This is a genomic window from Micromonospora sp. NPDC005367, assembly GCF_040606825.1.
In the GTDB taxonomy this organism is placed as follows: Bacteria; Actinomycetota; Actinomycetes; order Mycobacteriales; family Micromonosporaceae; genus Micromonospora.
Genome location: NZ_JBEXFP010000060.1, coordinates 1 through 20,613, shown reverse-complemented (window position 1 = coordinate 20,613; position 20,613 = coordinate 1). Strand labels below are relative to the sequence as shown.

General features: G+C 73.0%; 15 protein-coding genes. All 15 read right to left on the bottom strand.

The features are described 5' to 3' along the window. Window positions 1-58 precede the first annotated feature (58 nt). Window positions 59-538, bottom strand: coding sequence for a UDP-N-acetylglucosamine--LPS N-acetylglucosamine transferase (locus ABZS42_RS28490; protein ID WP_355150428.1), 480 nt, complete (start codon window positions 536-538; stop codon window positions 59-61). Window positions 539-760: 222 nt separating this feature from the next. After that, the gene (locus ABZS42_RS28485) at window positions 761-2,017 is read right to left on the bottom strand and encodes a hypothetical protein (protein WP_355150426.1); all 1,257 of its coding nucleotides are present in this window, start codon (window positions 2,015-2,017) and stop codon (window positions 761-763) included. After that, window positions 2,014-2,916, bottom strand: a complete 903-nt coding sequence (locus ABZS42_RS28480; RefSeq protein ID WP_355150460.1) for a sulfotransferase domain-containing protein — start codon at window positions 2,914-2,916, stop codon at window positions 2,014-2,016. Before ABZS42_RS28480 ends, ABZS42_RS28485 begins: the two co-directional genes overlap by 4 nt. An 8-nt stretch (window positions 2,917-2,924) precedes the next feature. Further along, window positions 2,925-4,457, bottom strand: a complete 1,533-nt coding sequence (locus ABZS42_RS28475; protein ID WP_355150458.1) for a polysaccharide biosynthesis C-terminal domain-containing protein — start codon at window positions 4,455-4,457, stop codon at window positions 2,925-2,927. 89 nt (window positions 4,458-4,546) lie between these two features. Further along, window positions 4,547-5,842, bottom strand: coding sequence for an O-antigen ligase family protein (locus tag ABZS42_RS28470; protein ID WP_355150456.1), 1,296 nt, complete (start codon window positions 5,840-5,842; stop codon window positions 4,547-4,549). Window positions 5,843-5,904: 62 nt separating this feature from the next. Continuing rightward, complete coding sequence (locus ABZS42_RS28465; protein WP_355150424.1) at window positions 5,905-7,503, bottom strand: lipopolysaccharide biosynthesis protein; 1,599 nt, start codon at window positions 7,501-7,503, stop codon at window positions 5,905-5,907. A 217-nt stretch (window positions 7,504-7,720) separates the two neighbouring features. After that, a complete protein-coding gene (locus ABZS42_RS28460; protein WP_355150454.1) occupies window positions 7,721-9,664 on the bottom strand; it encodes a hypothetical protein in 1,944 nt (647 codons plus the stop codon). A 209-nt stretch (window positions 9,665-9,873) separates the two neighbouring features. Continuing rightward, window positions 9,874-11,577 carry a glycosyl hydrolase gene (locus tag ABZS42_RS28455; protein WP_355150422.1) on the bottom strand — a complete coding sequence of 568 codons (1,704 nt, stop codon included), beginning with the start codon at window positions 11,575-11,577 and terminating at the stop codon, window positions 9,874-9,876. Between the two features lie 165 nt (window positions 11,578-11,742). After that, window positions 11,743-12,567 (bottom strand): shikimate dehydrogenase, encoded by an 825-nt coding sequence (locus tag ABZS42_RS28450; protein WP_355150421.1) that lies wholly within the window; start codon window positions 12,565-12,567, stop codon window positions 11,743-11,745. Further along, window positions 12,567-13,760: an endolytic transglycosylase MltG gene (gene mltG, locus ABZS42_RS28445; protein WP_355150419.1), complete on the bottom strand. Its 1,194-nt coding sequence runs from the start codon at window positions 13,758-13,760 to the stop codon at window positions 12,567-12,569. Before mltG ends, ABZS42_RS28450 begins: the two co-directional genes overlap by 1 nt. After that, window positions 13,760-14,218: a Holliday junction resolvase RuvX gene (gene ruvX / locus ABZS42_RS28440; RefSeq protein ID WP_355150417.1), complete on the bottom strand. Its 459-nt coding sequence runs from the start codon at window positions 14,216-14,218 to the stop codon at window positions 13,760-13,762. The genes mltG and ruvX overlap by 1 nt, the downstream gene beginning before the upstream one ends. Window positions 14,219-14,291: 73 nt before the next feature. Next, window positions 14,292-16,970, bottom strand: coding sequence for an alanine--tRNA ligase (gene alaS, locus ABZS42_RS28435; protein WP_355150415.1), 2,679 nt, complete (start codon window positions 16,968-16,970; stop codon window positions 14,292-14,294). Beyond that, window positions 16,967-17,272, bottom strand: coding sequence for a hypothetical protein (locus tag ABZS42_RS28430; RefSeq protein ID WP_355150413.1), 306 nt, complete (start codon window positions 17,270-17,272; stop codon window positions 16,967-16,969). The genes alaS and ABZS42_RS28430 overlap by 4 nt, the downstream gene beginning before the upstream one ends. Window positions 17,273-17,302: 30 nt before the next feature. Next, complete coding sequence (locus ABZS42_RS28425; protein ID WP_355150411.1) at window positions 17,303-17,764, bottom strand: DUF948 domain-containing protein; 462 nt, start codon at window positions 17,762-17,764, stop codon at window positions 17,303-17,305. A gap of 152 nt (window positions 17,765-17,916) precedes the next feature. Next, window positions 17,917-18,540: a hypothetical protein gene (locus tag ABZS42_RS28420; protein WP_355150452.1), complete on the bottom strand. Its 624-nt coding sequence runs from the start codon at window positions 18,538-18,540 to the stop codon at window positions 17,917-17,919. Between the last annotated feature and the right edge of the window lie 2,073 nt (window positions 18,541-20,613).

Below are 20,613 nucleotides of genomic sequence, written 5' to 3'. Positions count from 1 at the left end.
GTGCTCCGACCCGGTGCCGGCCGGTGCGCCGGGGCTGTCCCGGTGCCCGCGTCCCCGCTCACAGCAGCGTCCCCACGACCGTCGCCTCCGGATACTGGCGCCTCTGCTCGTCCCACTGCACGAGCATGGCGGAGAGGAACGGCCGGCAGAGCCGAGCGGTCAGCGTCGGCGTGTCGATCCGGTCGTACACCTCGATGTAGACGGTCGGCACGCGCCGCAGCCGGGCCAGTACGACGAACGGCACGGCGACGCCCGCGCCCGTGGTCACCACCGCGGCGACCCGACGGCGTCGCAGGATCCGCCAGGCCAGCACGGCGTTGCGCAGCAGGTTCGGCACGTTCCGGGTGGTCGGATGGTGCGCCGGCACCAGCTCCTCGCCGGCGAGCAGCGACACCGCCTCGGGCGTGTCGAACGTGACCCAGCATCGGCGCCAGTTCTCGTACCAGGGGCGCAGTGCCAGCAGTTGGGCCAGGTGTCCACCGCTGGATCCGACCAGCAGGAGAACCGGTGGCCCTCCGTCCTCGATGTTCACGTCCACGCGACTCCCCACAAGTTCGCTTGGAATTTCGGCCGGCGCCACGCAGAAGCAGATCACAGGTCAACCGGCCGGTGTATAGGGCGACTGGGTGATCGATCGATGGTCCGCCGGTGTCCACGGAGCCACCGGCCGCGGCGGCACATCGACCGCCATCACGACGAGCAATTCTTCCGTCACGCTACGCCAATGGTCAACGCCCGTCGGCGCGGCGAACCGCCCGGATCAGACGCTATGTCGTTTCTCGATGACGTCGAGCAGCGCCGGATGCAGCGCGGCGTTCCAACCCGCCCCGGCATCGGCCAGCCGGAAGGTCCGCAGCCACATCTCCACCAGGTACGCGTCGGCCACCGCCCGGCGCTGCGCCGGCCCGAGCCCCAGCTGGTCGCCGTACCGGGTGAGCCGGGTGCCGACCGCTCCGGCCGCGGCCGCGGCCGGCTCGCCGCGCAGGACCAGCGCCCGCTGGAACGCGTCGTGCGCCAGGTCGAAGCCGAGCGGGACGTCCGGTCCACTGTGCTCCCAGTCCCAGGCGACCAGCTCGCCGGCGTGCCGGCCCAGGTTCCACGGCACCCAGTCGCCGTGCCAGTGCCCGAATTCGAGCGCCGTGCCGCCGTGCCGGCGGGCCAGCGCGGCCACGGCGGCGACGGCACGCCGGCCGGACGGGTCGGCATCGGCCGCCCGAGCCGCCTCGGCGGCCAGCCGGTCGAGGAACGACGAGCCTGCCAGCGGGCGGGACGGCGGCGCGGGGCGGCCCCGGCGAGCCACCGCGAGCAGCGCCGCGATCCGCGGCGGATCGCTGACCGGGACCCCGCGTACCCGCGGTGGCAACGGCTCGACCACCGCGACGACCTGCCCGGCCCACTCGATCTCGGTGAGCAGCCGGGGCGTCACCGGATGGTCGGGCACCCCGGTCAGCTCGGCCAGCTCGCGCAGCGCCGCGGCCTCGGCGGACACCAGGGCCCGGGTCGCGCCGTTCCAGCCGATCTTCGCGTACCCCTGGGGCCGGCCGTCACCGGTGAAGAGCGCGAGGGTGGGCTTGTGGTTCGGGTCGGGCGGACGCACACCGCAACCCGCGTGCAGCGGACCGGCGGCCAGGTCCACGGCGAGCCGCTCGGCCAGCAGCAGCTCACCCGCGGCCGAACCCGCCGGCACCGACACGGTGAGGGTGGGGAAGGCCGGACCTGCCGCGCCCACCCGGGACAGCCCGCCGAGCGCCGCCCGTACCGCACGCACCCGCGGTGGGCGCAACGCGTTGTACGCCAGCAGCGCCGCCGCAGTGGCCCGTGGCGCGCCGAGCGGCAGCAGGAACCGGGGCCGGGACAGCGACGGGACGACCGCGTACCGGGCCGCCACCCGGTGACCGGCCGGCGCCGCGCCCACGGTGAGCACGACCCGCTCGTCGCCGAAGACCGCCCGCGTCACCCATCCCAGGCCGTCGCCACGCAACCGGGGGTCGCCGGACGTGGTCACCGTGGCCGTCACGCCGGCCGTCCCGGCCAGTCGAGGTCCAGACCGAGCCGCTGCCGCAGCGCGTCGTTGTACGGCCGGTAGTACGCCGTCAGCTCCTCCCGCACCTCCGGCTCCAGCGGCGCGGACCGCCGATCGTTGTAGACCTTGAAGTCCGGCAGGTCGTACGGGGGCAGCCCGAGGAAGTCGAGCGTCCGGCGGTAGGTCCCCCGGGCGTCCCGGTAGAGCCCCTCGCTGGGCAGGAAGAGGAACTGGCTCCGGTCAAACCGCTCCAGCCAGGGCTCCAGGTGCTCCAGGTAGCGCCCCCGGGTCCGGTAGCTGTACCAGTCGTAGCGCTCACTGTGGTATTCCGGCTCGGCGATCAGCCGTTCCCGCTCCCCCGCGATGCGCTCGTCCTCGGCGGCCAGGGCGTCGGCGAAGTCCAGCGGCTCGATGCCGTGCGTACGCCGCTCCTTCCAGTGCGAGTACGCCCGCTCGACCGGGTCGCGCAGCAGCACGACCAGCCGTACGGACGGCATGAGCGCGGCGACGCGCTGCGCGGCCAGCGGATGGAACATGTACAGCGGGGCCGCCTCGCCTACCCGCACGGACCCACCGTGCCGGCTCGCCAGTGCCGCCCGCTGCCGCTGCGTCGGGAAGTGCGACCGGTACCAGGCCTCACCCCGGCCCCAGTACTCCTCGAAGTAGTGCGACGCCTTCGTGTTCCACGCGGGAAAGAGGCGCGGCACCAACGGGTGCTGGATCAGGTAGTTCCACAGTGACGTGGTGCCACCCCGCTTGGTGCCGATGATGAGGAAGTCCGGTAGCGGTCGCCGGTCGCTTGTCCGCACCCCGTAGTCGACCAGGGACTCCTTCACCCGGTCGGTCACCTGGGCCGGCACGAGCTGCTTCACCCGGTTACGGATGGACGGCACGACGTACCTCACCTGCCCTTCGTCGTCGCGGCGGCGCCGGCGTCGTCCGACGACGCCGGCCGCCCGCGGATCTGTCCCATGGTCGCCCGGATGCGCCGTCGCACCCGGGGCAGCGCCACCATCACGATGCAGCCGGCCGTCAGCACGGTGATCGCCACCGCGAGCCCGGGGATGCCCCGACCCGCGGTGAGCACGCCGACCGACGCGGCGAGCCCCACTGCGGCGATCGTCACGACCGCCGCGCGCAACTGCCCCCGGTCGACCAGCCGCTCACCCACCACGGCCCGGGTGAAGCCCGCCGCCATGAGGTTCTCGGTGGCGATTCCCACCGCCCAGGCCACCGCCGCACCGGTCACCCGATGCTCGGGGATCAGCCAGAGTCCCAGCGAGACGGTGACCAGCAGGTTCGCGACCGTGGCACAGAGGTGCAGCCCACTGCGCCCGCTCATCAGCAGCAGGCTCTGCACGTTCCCCACGCCGGTGTTGAGCAGCATCGCCAGCGCGAGCACGGTCATCGCGGTGGCGCCCGCGGTGAACTCGGGGCCGAAGAGCTGGAGGAAGGCCAGCCCGAAGACGGCCAGGAGCAGGTAGACCGGCCAGGACAGCACCAACGCCCAGGTGGTGAGCTGCCGGTGCACCGCCGCCGCGGCTGCTCGGTCGCCACGGCCGAGCAACCGGGACAGCTGCGGCGACACCGCCACCCGCAGCCCCTGCATCGCGAGCTGCCCGGCCAGGACGTAGCGGCCCACCGCCCCGAAGACACCCGCGTCGGCCTGACCGGCGAGCACCGAGGTGAGCAGTACGCCGACCCACACGGCGCTGGCGTCGATCGCCGCGGACGCGGCCCGGGGCAGGGCGAACGCCCAGAACGTCGACCAGTCGGCCCGCTCCGGACGCAGCGCCGCCCCCCGCCCGACACCGAGCGGACCGACCACCAGCACCAGGCTGACCACGATGGTGAGCGCGGCCGGCACGAGCCAACCGGCCAACCCTGCGAGCAAACCGCCGCCGGCCAGGACGGCGGCGCCGACCAGCGCCGGCCGGGCGAGCGGCATCAGGACCGACTGCACCCCGACGTACACGCGCATCGGACGCAGACAGCGCAGCGCCGCCAGGAGCAGCGTCATGGTGACCACCAGCGGAATCGCGGCGAAGCTCACCGCGATCAGGGCGGCGCCGTGGTCCGCCGGGCCGTCCAGCAGGCGCGGCGCGAGCGCGTCGGCGGCGAGCAGACCGGCCACCCCGACGAACAGCGCGGCGACCAGCGGTGGCAGCAACGCCACCGCGAGGACGCGGGCAGCGTCCCCCCGCCCCCCGGTGCGCCGGCGGGGAAGGGCCCAGATCAGCCCGGTCTCCGCGCCCAACGTGCAGACGGCCGCGGCCACCGTGACCACGCCGATCAAGGTGAAGAACACGCCCGAGCCGACGGTGCCGTAGCCGCGCGTGATGACGACCGCCAGCAGGAACCCGAAGAGACCGTTGACGGCCGCCCCGGCCAGCCCGGCGACGCCACTGCGGGCGCTGCGGCGGGCCTCCGCCACCCGGTCGGCTGCACCCTCCGCTCGGCCGGCGGCACCCGGCGACCCGCCGTCGCCGGGACGGGCGGCGGCGCCCGGCCGGGTGCTCGCGGTCACGCCGGCACCGCCCGACGCGGGGGCGGTGCGAGGTGCCGCCGGCCGGGGGCGTGCTCCCGCTCGGTGAGCGCCAGGGTGAAGGCGACGGCGAAGAAGGCGACCGCGAGGTTCGGGCTGGCCATTCCGTAGAACGGGATCTGTACCAGGCAGATCAGCGGAACGACCGCCAGCCACTGGCCGGCCGCCGAGCGGACTCGCCGCACGTTCGCCGCGACCACGACGAACCAGGCGACGAAGCAGATCAGCGCCGGTACGCCGTGGCTGAACAGCACCATCCACAGCTGCCCCTGCGTACCGACCGGCGCCGGCGCGGAGACCGTGTCCGTGCTGGCCGGCGCCCCGTAGCCGAGCCATGGAGAGTCGCCAATGCGGCGGATCACCTCGGCATAGAGGGAGAACCTGTCGTCGTTGGTGTCGCTGGACTCCACGCGGTCGCCGATCAGCTCGGTCACCGGGATGAAGAGCGTGGCGAGGCCGCCGATGACCAGCACACCGACGACCGACGCACCCACCCGCAAGTTGCCGCGCAGCGCGGCGCGCAGACCCAGCACGGCGAGGCCCACCCCGAGGCTGGCGAACATCACCCGGTTGAGGGTGAGGAAGGCCGGCGCCAACGACAGCGGAAGGGAGGCCAGGAGCCCCCAGCGCAGCACCCCACGCCGGCGCAGCATGGTGTACGCCACCACACACGGCAGCGTCAGGGCGTACGCGCTGCCGTAGTTGTTGGTGTACGGGAACGGCGCGGCCGGCCGGAAGATCGGATCGAGGGAGCGGACGCTGTACTCGGCCGCGCCGACGTGGACCAGGTCCTGGATGTAGGAGTTGCCGACGACACCGCCCGGCAGAAGCACCTCCACCGGTGTCGTCAACGCCAGCCGCGGCGCCAGCACACCCAGCCAGCCCAGCGCCACCAGGCCGAGCCAGAACGCGCAGAGCGGCACGAGCACCGTCGCCTGGTCGGCACGTTCCCGGGCGAGGGTGTACACGTAGACACCCACCACGATTGCGGTCAGGTAGAAGCCGAGCCGCAGAGCGAACATCGGCAGCGATCCGGCCGACGGCAGACGGACGGCGCTCGCCACCACCAGGGCGAGGAAGAGCAGCCAGATCCCCGTCGCCGGCGGCAGTGGGATCCGACCCCGGGTCGACAGCAGCGCGAAGAGCAGCGCGCCGAAGATCGACCAGCCGAGGTAGAAGGCGCCCGCCGCCCACCAGAGCGGCACCAGGCCGAACATCACCGCCAGCGGCCAGAGCGGCAGCAGCGGCGGGTACGATCCGGCCGGCTCGGGCAGCCCGACGGGCCGGGGTTCCCCCGGTGGTTCGGCGGTGGCCGGTGCCCGGGCTACGGCCACGCTCAGCCCCTGCCGTTGCGGGTCAGGACGAAGCCCAGCGGTGTGACACCCGCCGCCCGGAGCCGGTCGACGAGCCGGCGCAGGTCACTCTGCCGGGTCCGGTCCCGCTCCACCACCACGACGGCGGTGCCCTGGCGGGCGATCGCCACACCGCGTTCGTCGGACTCCGCGGGTGGGGCGTTGTAGAGCACCAGACCGTGATCCGCGCCCTGCCGCCAACTGCCGAACCGGACGTTGCCGAGCCCCACCGACACCCCGTCACCGCCCGGCCGGCCGTTCTCGCCCGCGCGAGCCGAGGGGACCCGAGGCAGGGTCAGCGTGGCGTCCGGATCGGTCGACGGCCGGGAACCGGGCGGCAGCGGCGACGGCCGGCGGGCCGCCGGCGGCTGCGCGGCCGGGCCCCCGCCGATCGGGGTGCCCGCCGGGCGCGGCTTCGGCACGACCGGCCGGGACTGGTCGGCGACGGCCGGCAACCGGCCCAGATCGGCGAACACCGCGCTGCGCAGCTGCTCCACCCGCCCGCTGTCGTCGGCCACGAAGATCTCCCGCCCCTCGGCGGCCAACGCCACCGCGAGTCCGGCGGTGAGCACGGTCGGCTCCTCCCGGGCGGCGAGCAGCGCGATCCGGGCGGGCTGGCGTACCTGCTCGGCGAGGGCCATCGCCACGTACCGCACGTCGGTGTCGACCGGCCGGCGCCGCCCGTTGAACCGTTGCCGGCGCACCGCGCCCAGCATCGGCAGCCCGGTGACGTCGCGGACGTCCACCACCGAACGGACCCGACGGTCCATCGACTCCCAGGCGTACGCCAGCACCACGCCGACCAGCACCCCACCGACCAGCCCGCTGAGCAGGTACAGCGGCCGGTTCCCACCGGTGGAGACCAGGGCCAGTTCGGCGGTACGGGTGACCCAGCCCGGGTTGACGTCGACCGACGCGATCTCCGTACGCGCCGAGTTGAGCTGCGTGAGCTGACTGTTGACCCCGCCGAGCTCGGCGATCGCGGCGTCCAGGGCACCCGACCGGGCGGCGGCGATCCGCCGTTGGAGGGCGGCCCGCTCCTCGGTGACCTTGGCGATGCTCTCGTCGTACGAGCGGACCATTTCCTGCCGCTGGTTCTCGTACATCGCCCGGCGTACGTCCAGGTAAGCCTGTGCGGCGAGGTTGACGCTCTGCACCGCCCGCTGGCCGGAGCGGTCGCGGTAGGAGAAGCGCAGGATCTGCCCGCCGGTGGGCACCTCGACCGCCAGCGCGTCCCGCACATCACGCTGGTCCTTGCCGCTCGCCTCGGCCAGCCGATGCACCACTTCGGTGCCGGTCGCGATGCCGCTCTCCACGTTCATGTTCACCGCCCGGTCGGCGGCCGCCCCGCTGGGGGTGAAGGCGTCGGTCACGACGGGACGCACGGCCACCACCGCGTTCGCGGTCACGGCGGGCGGCACCAGCACCAGGTAGCCGAGCGCGGCGAGTAGCCCGGTCGCCGCGACGGCGCCGACCAGGCGGATCCGGTGCAGCGGGACGCGGAGCAGGTCGACCAGGGTCACGGCGCGGACCGGGCCGCCGGGGATGTCGGCGGCCCGGCCACCGACCGGTGCATCAGTCATGAACGGCCTTACCCCGTCTGTCCTCTGTGTGGTGGGCCACGAGCCGCGGTGAGGGAGCCGTGACGCCCTGCGCGTCGCACCATGCGGCAACCGCGACGCGACGACCGGTGGCGGCCAACAGCACTCTCCCGAGGGTCATGGTGGGGCCGGCGGCGTCGATCCGCCGCCGGCGCACCAAGAGCAATCTACCGATATTTGTTCACCGAGCGTGAGACCGTCATTGCACCGAGAAGAAAGTGCGTGGCGTGGACCAGGTCAGCTGCGCGCTCTCCGGAGCGATCACCGTGATCGCCGCCCCGTTGACCGCTGGCGTCGCCGTCGCATCGAACGGGACGCTGCGCAGCGTGCCGTCGGTCGCGCCGTAGACGATCCGGCCACCGACCCAGGCCATGCCCCGCACCGTCGACCAGCTCACGCCGGTGGTGGGCAGGACGAACTCGGTCGCGCCGAGGTAGTTGCCGTCGATCTCGAAGTACCGGTAGTAGAGGGCGTTGCCGCCCGTACGGGTGTAGTAGAGCCGCCCGTCGAGGAAGAACGCGCCGGTCATCGTCGCCGGGTTGAACCAGTCGTTGTAGCCGGAGGACTCCCACGGCACGCCGATGGCACCACCGTTGAACATCGAGATGTCGAGCCGACTGCCCGTGGGCGTACCGGCGACGACGTGCGACCAGTAGATCCGGTCACTGACCCGCCAGGTCGCACCGGCACCGGTGTAGTTCGGCTGGCTGACGGTGGTCGGCGTACCCACCGCCGTGCCGTCGAACGGCACCTTGGCCAGTTGGCCGTCGCCCGTACCCAGGTAGAGGTTGCCGGTCGTCTCGGCCGGCGGGTTCTTCGGGGTCACCGTACGGCCGCCTGCGATGGGGAAGACGCCGAGCCGGCCGCGGTACTCGCCACCCATGCCGTCGGAGTTGTGCCCGAAGTAGAGCCCGTCGCTGCCCCGCCAGAGCACGGGCACCGCGGATCCCCAGGTGCTGGTGCCGGCCGGCATCGAGGCGCCGCCGCGCCGGCCGGGGTTCCAGTTGACCGGCATGCCGGTGGCCGGGGTGACGGCGGCGATGCCCAGCCGGTCGACGGCGCCCGCTCCTGCCGCGTCGCTCGCGTTCGGATTGTTCAGCCAGCGGAAGTGTCCGCCGAGGTAGATGACGTTGTCGGCCACCTCGACCGAGGTGATGGTGTCGTTGCCGGTGAAGTCGATCCAGGTGGCGAGCTGGCCGCTGCCCCGAGCTGCGGTCTCGAACCGGACGAGCGCGTCGCAGTACGCCGTCGGCCAGCCGGCACCGCCGTTGGACCCGACCACGAACCAGCTGCCGTCGCCGCCGAACTTGACGTCCTGCACGTAGTGGACGAACGTCGCGGGCGCCGCGCACGGCGGCACGTACTTTTCGGTGCTCCAGTCGAGCACGGTCGGCGTTCCCGTCAGGTCGACCAGGGCCAGCTGGTTGCGCGGCAGGCCGTCGACGTACAGGAAGTTGCCGCCGACGACCAGCGTCCCGCCGTCCGGTGTGACGTCGATCGTCCAGGCGTAGTGCGACGTGCCGTGCCGGCCGGTGCTGATGTCGACGGCGAAGGTCGGGTCGATCGCACCCGTGGTGGCGTTGAATCGGCCGAGACCGGCGTGCGCGGCGCCGTTGAGCCAGTTGAAGGCGCCGGCAACGTAGAGCCAGTTGCCCTGCAGCACCATGTCGCGGATCATGCCGCCGTCCGACCGGCCGGCCCAGCTGGCCACGGTCGCGCCGGTGCTCGGATCGAGCGCCACCAGGTTCTTCCGGGATACGCCGTTGACGGTCTTGAAGGATCCGCCGACGATGAGCCTCCCACCCGGGCCGGCGATCAGCGAGTTGACCGCCCCGTCCAGCGCCGGCAGGAAGGTGGTGGAGATCGTTCCGGTGGAACGGTCGTACGCGAAGAGGTATGGGCGCGACACCCACGCGGAGCCAGCGGTCTGCCTGATCTGGGTGAACGTTCCACCGACGTAGACCAGGTTGCCGACCTGTGCGAATGCGCGGGCCTCGCCGTCACGGGCGTGCGGGGTGTTGTCGGCGGGGTTCGTCGACACCAGGGTCTCCGGCTCCGGCACGGGTACGACGGCCGCCGCGGCCACGGTCGGCACGGCCACCAACGCGGCGACGGTGGTCAGTGCGACCGTCCCCGCCCAGATGCGAAGTCTTCCGGCGGAACGCCGGCGGATCGGGAGCTCAGGCACGCTGCGCCTCCAAGGTGGATGACAACGCGCGTAGCGTGCCCCGGCGAACGCGTTGAGCGACATCCGCCGATTGGGCGGTCGGTGAATCCGTTACCTGACAGAACCCGGAGGGTCGGAGGGCGGCTTCCCCGGGCCGGGCCGGTCACCCGTCGGGGCTTCGGTCATCAGCGGCTCCCCCGGGTGGGTTGCCGCAGATAGCCGTCCTGCCCGGCGCGGGTGAACCCGGCCAGCGCCGCGGAGTCGTGATTCATCCTCATGTCGCAGGTGGCGGTGGTGGTGGTCATGCCCGGCGAATTGAAGTAGATCGCTGCCTTGATCTTCGGGTGCGCCTTGAGCGCGGCCGGGAACTCCTCGAACCAGCGCCGCTTGGCGCCCGGGTCGGCGGCGTCGAAGTTGGTGCCGAACTCGGCCAGCATCCGCGGCTTGCCGGCGCCGATGCCGTGCTCGTCCAGCCAGCGGTAGAAGTTGCCGATGGTGGCGCTGGGGCTCTTCCACACCTTGCTGCCGTTGCAGACGTGGAAGTTGTACGGGTCGTACGCCACCCAGTCGACGTACCGGTCGCCGGGGTAGAGGCCGGCGTACCGGTCGTAGTGCCCCGACCAGCCCATCATCGTCCACACCCAGACCGCGTTGTGCGCGCCGGCGGCCGCGAACCGGTCGTGCACGTACCGCCAGGCGCGGACGAACTCGGCGTCACTGCCCTTCTCCGGCTCGTCTTCCGGCTCGTGGTCGAAGCCCAGGAAGACCGGCACACCGCTGTCCCGGATCCGCCCGGCGACCGCGTCGATCGTCGCGTCGTACCGGCCACCGTAGACGTCCGACCAGGCCAGCACCTTGCCGGTGGAGAAGATCCGCGACTCCCAGGCGAAGAACATGAGCCGCCCGTCGCGCATCTGTTCGCGCTGGTAGACGTCGGGGAAGGCGCCGTTGCTGCCGGCGTTGGAGAAGTCGTGGTAGCGGTGCACGATGTCGAACTTCCGCCCGACCTGCTCCTCCACCTCGGCGACCGCCCGGCCGTGGTCCCAGCCGTCGGCGGCGCTGGTCGGCGAGTACATGCCCCACCAGGCACCGCAGGAGGGTACGAGCTCCGGCGACACCTCACCACAGCCGCCGGTGCCGGTCGACGCGCTCGGCGTCGGGCGCGGGGCGGGCCGGCTCGGGCTCACCGTCGGCGACGGCTTCGCCGGGGTGCTCGGTGACGCGCTCGGCGTCGGCGGCGCCGGGCTGGCGGTGCTCGGGGTGGGTGCCGGCCGGTTGCCGACGTCGTAGGTGACCAGCAGGCGGGGGCGCAGCTCGGGATCGCGGTTCTCGGCGGACGCCCAGTAGATCCGGGTCTCCGGACCGGTCTGCGCCAGCGAGACGGTGACGGTGCCGTTGTCGGTCACCAGCGGGGAGACGTCCCACTCGTTGAAGCCGGATCGCACCCCGGTCACGGTGTCCACCGCCGGGCTCGGAGCCGTCGCCACCGGACGGGGCGCTGCCGCGTCGATCCGCGAGCCGTGCGCGGTCACCGTGGCCGCGAACGTCCGCCAGGAGTGCACCCGCAGGGTGGCCCGGACGTTGACCGCCGTCGCGGGCAGGGTGGTCACCGCGAACCGGATGACCGCGTCCCGGGCGCCCCGGGGGTTGCCGTCACAGCGGGCCGGGCAGGTGGCGAGGGTGCTCTTCACCGCGTTGTCGCCGTCCTGCGGCACCCGGGTGGCCGTGGTGTCCGCCACCGCCTGGATCGCCAGGTCCTCCGCGGCGAGCAGCGGCATCATCGTCGCCACGATGCCGGTCACCACCGAAGCGCCGATCACGCCGAGCGCGAGGGCCTTGCGCCGGGGACGGCCGCTACGGGGATGGCGGTGCAGTCCGTGCCTGCTCACGGGAACTCCCTGTGTCTACTTCGGTAACGGAGAGCAGCGTATCGATGACACGGACGGTCCGTGCGCAAGTCCGGCGGACCTAAGAGCTTCTTAACTGTCGGCTAAGGCAGGCCACAACGCCGACGCCGGCCGTCGACGGCCCTCACTGCCGGCGGTCGACAGCCTTCACTGGCCGCGGGCGTCGGCGAGCGCGACGGCCATCGCCGCGCGCGGCGCCGGCACGCCGGTGAACTGCTCGAACTGGCCGATCGCCTGGGCCAGCAGCAGGTCGAGCCCGGAGACGACCCGGCACCCGGCGGCCGCCGCGGCGGCGGCCAGCGGGGTCGGCCACGGGTCGTAGAGCGCGTCGAAGAACACCGCCTCCGGCCGCCACGCGGCCGCGTCGGCGAACGGGTCGGCGACCCCCTTCGGCACCGTCGAGATCACCACCTCGGCGTGCAGGCACGCCGTGGCCTCCGCCCAGCCGGCCCCCAGCATCGGTACGCCGACCGCGTCCGCCACCGGGCGCAGTTCGTCGACGGCGTCCTCCCGGCGAGCCACCACCGTCACTTCGCGGGCGTCGAGGCGGGCCGCCGCGGCGAGCGCCGCGCGGGCGGTCCCGCCCGCCCCGAGCACGGTCACCGTGGCGCCGGGGCGTACGCCCGCTCCGGTGAGCACCTCGACCATGCCGGTCACGTCGGTGTTGTCCGCATACCAGGAGCCGTCCGGGCGGCGTACCAGCGTGTTCGCCGCGCCCACCGCGACCGCGACCGGCGAGGCGGCGTCGGCAACCGCGAGCGCCGCCTCCTTGCCCGGCATGGTCACCGACAGCCCGGCCCACTCCAGGCCCAGGCCGGCGACGAGGCCCGGCAGCTCGGACTCCGAGCACTCGATCCGGGTGTACGACCACCCGGCCAGCCCCGCCGCCGCGTAGCCGGCGTTGTGGATCACCGGGGAGAGGGAGTGCGCGATGGGTTTGCCGAGCACCGCCGTCCGCCGTCGCACCCCCATCAGATGATCCCGGCCTCCCGGGCCTTCTGCTTGTTGCGCTCGTGCTCCTCGGCGGTGTCCGCGAAGGCCGAATGCCCCGCCTTGTCTATCGCCACAAAGAAGAGCCACTTGCCCTTCGGCGGGTCCATCGCCCCCGCCATGGCCTCCTTGCCCGGGTTGTTGATCGGGGTCGGCGGCAGGCCAGGCAGCTTCCGGCTGTACGGGTTCTTGGTGTCGAGGAGTTCCGCCTCGGTCATGTCGGCGGAGCGTTTGGTGTCCTGCCCGGTCAACTCCAGGTAGTAGTTGACCGTGACGTCCATCTCCAGGCAGTTGCACGGGAATTCGCCGTAGATCCGGTTGTAGGCCACCCGGGCGACCTTGCCCAGGTCGTCCTTGTTGCCCGCCTCGGCCTGCGCCAGCGACGCGACGATCAGCGCCTCGTACGGGGCGATCTTCCGCTCGCTCTGCACCTTGTCCGCGAACTCCATCTGCCCGGTGACGGTGAGGAAGTTCTCCACCATCATCGTCAGGATGCTCTCCGCGGTGGCCTTCGGCGGGATCTCGTACGTGTCCGGGTAGAGGAAGCCCTCGATCGACGGCTTGACCTTCTTGTTGTCGCTGCGCTTGAACCACCAGTCCGGCACGCCGAGCCCGATCGGGTCCTTCGCCGCCGCCTCGAAGTCCTTCACCGGGATCTTGGTCTTGTCCGCGAGCAGCTTGAAGACGTTCTTGGCGGTACGACCCTCCGGGATGGTGATCCCGTTGACGATCTTGTTCTTCAGGTCGAGCATCGCGGTCACCGCGTGCGACCCGCTCATCTCCTTGCGCAGCTTGTACAGCCCCGGCTGGATGTTCTTGCTGCGCGCGTTGTCCGCCGCGGCCTCGATGAACGCCTTCGGGCTCTTCACCACCCCAGCGGTGTAGAGAGCGTCAGCCATGTCGGCGAGCAGCGCGCCCTGCTTGATCTCGACGGTGACCTCGCCGGTGCCGGCGCCGTCGTAGTCGGGGGTGACGAAGTAGTTCTGGATCCGGTCGAAACCGTAGAACGCGCCACCGCCGATACCACCCAGCAGCACCATGGCCAGCAGCAACGCCAGGACCGTCTTGCCCCGGCCACCGCCCTGGCCGTTGCGTTTACGGACGAAGCCGCGCCGGTGCCGGCCCTTCTCCCCCCGCTCCGCCTCGTCGAAGCCCAGATCGAGATCGTCGATCATTACGTCCGCCTCCGCTGCGCGTCCAGCCAGCTCTGCAGAATCTCCACCGCGGCGGCCTGGTCGACCACCGCACGTTGGCGCTTGCCTCGGACGCCACGCTCGGCCAGCCTACGAGAAGCCACGACCGTTGACATCCTCTCGTCGGTGAGCGTTACCGGTACCGGCGCTATCACCCCGGCCAGCCGGTCAGCGTACGCCTTCACCTGCACCGCCGCCGGTCCGTGCTGACCGGCGAGATTGACCGGAAGGCCCACGACCACCTCCACCGCCTCGTGCTCGACGACCAGCGCGGCCAGCTCCACCAGGTCGGTGGGGGTCGCATCCGGCTCTGCCGTACGGTCTCGGGCGACGGTGACCAGTGGGGTGGCCAGCACCCCGTGCGGGTCGGAACGGGCGACGCCGATCCGCACCTGACCGACGTCCACGCCGAGCCGGACGCCCCGCGACAACTCGGTCACGCGCGACCACCTTCCCGGTTCGGAAGAACCGGGGTGGACCTGCTCGTCCACCCCGGTTCCCGATGGTCTCCGGTCACGCCTCAGCGATCGCCTTCTCGACGGTGAGCAGCAGGTTCGGCGCCTCGGCCGCCGGCAGCCCGCCGCCCTGGGCCAGGTCGGGGCTGCCGCCGCCACGACCCGAGAACGCCGCCTTCACCAGGTCGGAGGCGGCCAGGCCCCGCGCGCGGGCCGCCTGGTTCACGGCCACCACCAGCGACGCCTTGCCGTTGCTGCGGGCCGCCACCGCGACCACCGCCGGGCGGGCCGGGTCGATCTTGCCGCGAATCTCCTGGGCGAGGGTCCGCACGTCGTTCCCGGCCGCGCCCTCCGGCGCCTCGGTGCCGACGTACGCGACCCCGCGCACATCCTTCGCCTGCGCCGCCAGCGCGCTCGCGCCGCCCAGCACCAGCTGGGCGCGGAGCTTCTCCAGCTCCTTCTCCGCGTCCCGCAGCTGCGTGACGGTCTGCTCCACCCGGTCTGCGACCTGCTCGGACGGCACCCGGTAGAGCTCGGCGAGCCGGGAGACCAGCAGGTGCTCCCGGGCCAGGAAGTTGAACGCGTCCATCCCGACCAGCGCCTCGACCCGGCGTACGCCCGAACCGATGGACGACTCGGAGAGGATCTTCACGAGACCGAGCTGCGCGGAGCGGGCCACGTGGGTGCCACCGCACAGCTCCCGGGCGTAGTCGCCGACCTCGACGACCCGCACCTGCTCGCCGTACTTCTCGCCGAAGAGCGCCATCGCGCCGATGCGGCGCGCCTCGTCCAGCGAGGTGATGAAGGCGTGCACCTCCAAATCGGCCAGGAGCACCTCGTTGACCTGCTGCTCCACGTCCCGCAGGACGCTCGGCGCCACCCCCGTGGGGGTGTTGAAGTCGAAGCGCAGCCGGCCCGGCGCGTTCAGCGACCCGGCCTGGGTGGCCGACTCACCGAGGAAGTTGCGCATCGTCTGGTGCACCAGGTGGGTCGCGGTGTGCGAACGGGAGATGGCCCGCCGCCGGCTCGTGTCGATCTCGGCGTACGCGCTCTCACCCGGACGCACCTCGCCCCGGACCACCCGGGCACGGTGCACGATCAGGCCGGGCACCGGCTGCTGGACGTCCAGCACCTCGAGCTGACCGCCACCGACGGTGATCAGGCCCTGGTCCGGCTGCTGCCCGCCGCCCTCCGCGTAGAACGGGGTGGTGTCGAGCACCAGCTCGACGGTGTCGCCCTCGACCGCCGCGCCCAGCGGGCCGGCCGCGCCGAGCAGCGCCCTGACCCGGGACTCGCGGGACACCTCCTGGTAGCCGGTGAACCCCACCGGACCGTCCGCGTCGAGCACCGCCCGGTAGGCGGACAGGTCGGTGTGTCCGGTCTTGCGGGCCTGCGCGTCGGCCTTCGCCCGGGCCCGCTGGTCGGCCATCAGCCGGCGGAAACCCTCCGCGTCGACCTGCAGCCCCTGCTCGGCCGCGATCTCCAGGGTCAGGTCGATCGGGAACCCGTACGTGTCGTGCAACTGGAACGCCTTCTCGCCGGTCAGCGCGGCGCCACCGGCGCTGCGGGTCTCGGCGATCGCCGCGTCCAGGATCGTGGTGCCGGCCCGCAGCGTGGACAGGAACGCCTCCTCCTCCGCGTACGCGTAGTCGGCGATCCGGTCGAAGTCGGTCGCCAGCTCCGGGTACGACGGGGCCATGCAGTCCCGGGCCACCGGCAGCAGCTCCGGCAACGCCCGGTCCTGCCAGCCCAGCAGTCGTACCGCCCGGATTGCCCGACGCATGATCCGGCGCAGCACGTAGCCCCGCCCCTCGTTCGACGGGGTCACGCCGTCGCCGATCAGCATCAACGCGGTCCGCACGTGGTCCGCGATCACCCGCAGCCGTACGTCGTCGGGGTGCGACTCGCTGGCCACATGGCTGGCGCCCGCGCCGTAACGCTTGCCGGTCAACTCGGCCGCCCGGTCCAGGATCGGCCGGACCTCGTCGATCTCGTACAGGTTGTCGACGCCCTGCAGGATCGAGGCCATCCGCTCCAGGCCCATGCCGGTGTCGATGTTCTTCGCCGGCAGCTCACCCAGGATCGGGTAGTCCTCCTTGCCGACGCCCGGACCCCGCTCGAACTGCATGAAGACGAGGTTCCAGAACTCCATGTAGCGGTCCTCGTCGACCGCCGGGCCGCCCTCCTGGCCGTACTGGGGACCCCGGTCGTAGAACAGCTCCGAAGAGGGGCCGCACGGGCCGGGAATGCCCATCGACCAGAAGTTGTCCGCCTTGCCGCGACGGACGATCCGCTCGGCCGGCACCCCCACCGACCGCCAGAGCTCGAACGCCTCGTCGTCGTCCAGGTAGATCGTCGGCCAGATCCGCTCCGGATCCAGACCGAAACCGCCCTGCTCCTGGGACTTGGTGACCAGGTCCCAGGCGAGCGGGATCGCTCCGGACTTGAAGTAGTCGCCGAAGGAGAAGTTGCCGTTCATCTGGAAGAACGTGCCGTGCCGGCTGGTCTTGCCGACCTCGTCGATGTCGGGCGTGCGGAGGCACTTCTGCACGCTCACCGCCCGGCGGTACGGCGCGGTCTGCTGCCCCAGGAAGTACGGGACGAACTGCACCATGCCGGCGTTGACGAACAACAGGTTCGGGTCGCTGATGGCGGGCAGCGGAGCGGACGGCACCACGGCGTGGCCGTTCGCCTCGAAATGCGCGAGGTACCGCCGCTTGATCTCCGCCGTCTTCATCGCTGGTGTTCCTCCGGAAAGATCTCTCGGTCGCCGATCCGCGGGTCCTCCCGCAGATCGGCGAACTGGTCGTCGAACGCCTCGCCCTGGGCGAACGCCTGGTGAATCTCCTGCTCGCGTTCGGCCATGCCGACTCGGACGTCCGCCACGAAGCTACGCAGCGATCCGGCCAGGCCGCCAGCAGATTGTGACAGCGTGCTCGCGATACCGGCCGGGGTGTACGACTGCGCGGTGCGGGTCACCTTGCGGACCACCACCACACCGACGGCCAGTCCGATGCCCAGCCAGAACAAACGTCTCATTCCTCCGCACCCTCCGGTCGCGCTCGGCGGTCAGCCCTCGCCACGGCGCGCGGCCCGCCGCTGCTGCTTGATGGTGTCGCGCACCTCACGCTCGGTCTCCGCATGCCGGCGTGCCGCAGCCGCCTTGCGTACGCCGTAGCCGAAGGCAGCGACCTTGACCAGCGGGTTCGCGGCGGCTGCGGAGACCACGGCGACGAGGTTGGCGACGTTGGCGGTGACGTTCTGGGCGTGCCCGGTCATCGTGTCGACCTTGGCCAGTTGGAGGTTGACCCCGTCGAGGGAGGTCTGCACCTGCTCAAGGGTGGTGTTGACGTTCTTCACCGTGGTGTTCACGTCGCCGAGCAGCGGACCCGTCCGCTCGCTCAGGTCGTTGATCATCCGGGTGGTGGCGTCCACGGTGTGCCGCAGCCGCAGGATGGGCAGGGTAAGGATCAACACCAGCATCGCGAACGCGATCGCTGCGATCAGCGCCGCGATCTCCAAAATGCCCACGCCTGTCCTCCTCAAGCAGAACTACACCGAACCGGACGACCCCGGAAACGCACGACCGTCGTGCCCGTACCGCCGCTCCACCACCGATGCCGGTCAGCGGGCGCGGGCGGGCCTGCCAGCCCCAGACCCTACCGTCCGTGATGGAAATCGGCTCACGACGGTGAGGAGGTCGGCTCGTCGAGCGGATCGCCGCTCAGCGTCGGTAGCGGCTCCTCCCCGGTGAGCGGCGGATCAGTGCTGGGCAGCGGTCGCGTCCGCTCGTCGTCGATCGCGTTGCGCACTTTCACCGACACCAACGATCCGGTGCACGTCTCCGCAGCGGTCGACGGGTCGGGAGACGGCACGATCGCCGGTTCGCCGTCGACGGGCGGTGGCACGCAGGCCGGTGCTCGTACCCATAGGTCCAGGGTGAGCTCGTCCTTGCGCCAGCAGGTGTAGCTGCCCTTCTCCTCCTGCTCCGGGCACATCGCCACCTGCCACGGGCGCCAGCCGTCCTGCCGCAGCGCGGCCTCGTACACCTTCACGGTGTCCTCGGGGGACCGCTCCGACGTGATGGTGCGTTCCCGCAGCCGGCACTCGATCAGGCACCAGCGGCTGCCGCTGACGTCGTCCACCGTCTTCGCCGTCGCCCAGCCCGGCACGTCCAGCGCGTCGAGGGTGTCGAAGACCGGGTCACGACTGAGCGTGCGGAAACCGAAGTAGAGCGGCACCGCCCCGAGCAGCACCAGGCTCACCAGGGCGAGCACGATCATCCGTAGCCGCCGGCGCTCGCGCATCTGCCGGCGCAGCTCCGAGCGGGCGGCACGCAGCCCACCGGCCGGCGCACCGACCTCGCCCGCGTCGGCACTGTCGCGCAGCGACGGGACGTCCACCGGTCGGGGCGCCGCGACGTCGGGTTCCGGACCGGGCGGTGGTACGACGGCCGAGGCCCGCGCCGCCACGGGCGGCTCCGCCGGGTGGGCGGAAACCGGTGACACGCCGGACGGTTCGGGGCGGCTCGGGTCCCGCTGCGGCGGCAGGGCCCGACCGGCGGCCCGCTCGTCGGGTCCGACGGCGGCCGAGCGGCCGGCCATGGCACGGCCCTGCTCATCCGGACCGCCGAGTGGCCGACCAGGACCGTCCGGACCGGACCGTCCGGCCGGAGCCGGACCGGGACGCGGGGGCCCGTCGGGGCGGGCGGCACCACGGGCGGGGCCGTCCGGGCCGGGACGGGCCGCTCCACGAGCCGGGCCGGGCGCGACGTCCTGGCCGGGTACGGTCTCGGGGCCGGTCCCCGGACGCGCGGCCCCACGAGCCGCAACCTCCGGACCAGGCCCGGAACGCGCCGCCCCACGAGCCGGAACCTCCGGACCCGGCCGCGGACCGACCTCCGGACCAGGCCCGGAACGCGCCGCCCCACGAGCCGCGACCTCCGGATCCGGTTCGGGGCGGGCCGCGGCGCGGCCCGGTGCCGGGGCAGCGGCAGGAGTCTCCGAGGTGGGTTGCTGGGTCGCCGGCCGGCCGGTGGCCGGCGCGCGGCCGGGCCGGGCAGCGCGCGGGTCGTCGACCGGGCGGGGCGGCGCCACGGCACGGCGGGTGGCCGACTCGCCGGACGCCGGTTGGTCCGGCGCTCCGTGCCGACCACCGGCGGAGCCGTCGACGGGGGCGGCGGCGCGCATGCCAGCCGGCCGTTCACCTGTCGGTTCGTCACCGGGTGGCGCAGCGGCGCGGGCGCCACGACGCCCGGTCGCCCGCGCCGGGGGCCGGTCCTGAGCGGGAGGCACGAGGCCGGGTGCGGGTCGCCTGCCGGTGGACCGGTCCGACGACGGCGGTGCGGAAGGCGCCGCGCCGCCGGTTTCGATCACCGGCAGCTTCGGGTCGGTGTGCGGCAGCCGTCCGGCCTGCCGGAGCCAGTCGGCGGGGCGTTCGGGACGTTCGCCCCGGGCGGCCACGCCCTCCGGTTCGGCACGACGGCCGGTGGTCGGGCCCGCCTCCTCCGGGGCCCTCCGGCGACCGGGGACCCGGTCTGCCTCGTCCTCCGTCGCCGTCGGGCGACCGCGGACCACGCCGTCGGCCCCGTCCGGGCCCTGAGCCTGGTGCGCGGCGGGTTCCGTCTCCTCCCGGGCCGCTCGGCGGCGGCGCCCGCCACCGCGGCCGGACGCCGGCTCGGCGGCGCCGGGGCCCCCAGTCACCGGCTGGTCAGCCCTCGTCGGCTCGTCGGGATCGGGCGCACGTCGTCGACCGGTCGGCGCGGACGCCTCCCCGGTGACCGGTACGGCACCCGGCGTTTCCGGTGCCGCCGCCGGCCGACGGCGCGGGTCGGCACGGCGGTCGCGCGTCACGGGCGGCTCGGTTCCCGGGTTCCCTGCCGTCGCCGGCGGCCCGGTGGGAAGGCCGGGCACGCCGGTGGGCGCGACGCCGACCGGACCGGTGACCCGGCCCGGGTCGGTCGGGTCGACGGCGGCTCGCCGGCCGGTGGGGATCTCCCCGGTGGGCTCCGGGCCGGTCCGCCGCCGCGGCGGCGTCGTTCCCGGCTGACGCCCGACCGGCGCACCCGAGGTCGGGTTCCCGGGAGCCGCGGGCTCACCGGGGACGGGGCGGGCCGCAGGAGCGGCGGGGCTACCGGGGACCGCGGCCGCGGCGCCGAAGCGTCCGGTACGGCCGTCGGTCGGGCCTACCGGCCCGGCCTGCTCGCCGCCGGCCGGCGGCCGGTCGAAGGGTGCGGTCGGAGCGCTGGCGACCGGAGGGGCCTGCGGACCGGCGGGATCGGTCGGGCTCGGCCGGGACGCCGACGGGCGGGGCTGCGGGCCGGTCGGACCACCGGCGTTCGGGCGCGGGCCGGGGCCCGGAGCCGGTGCGGGGCCGGGAGC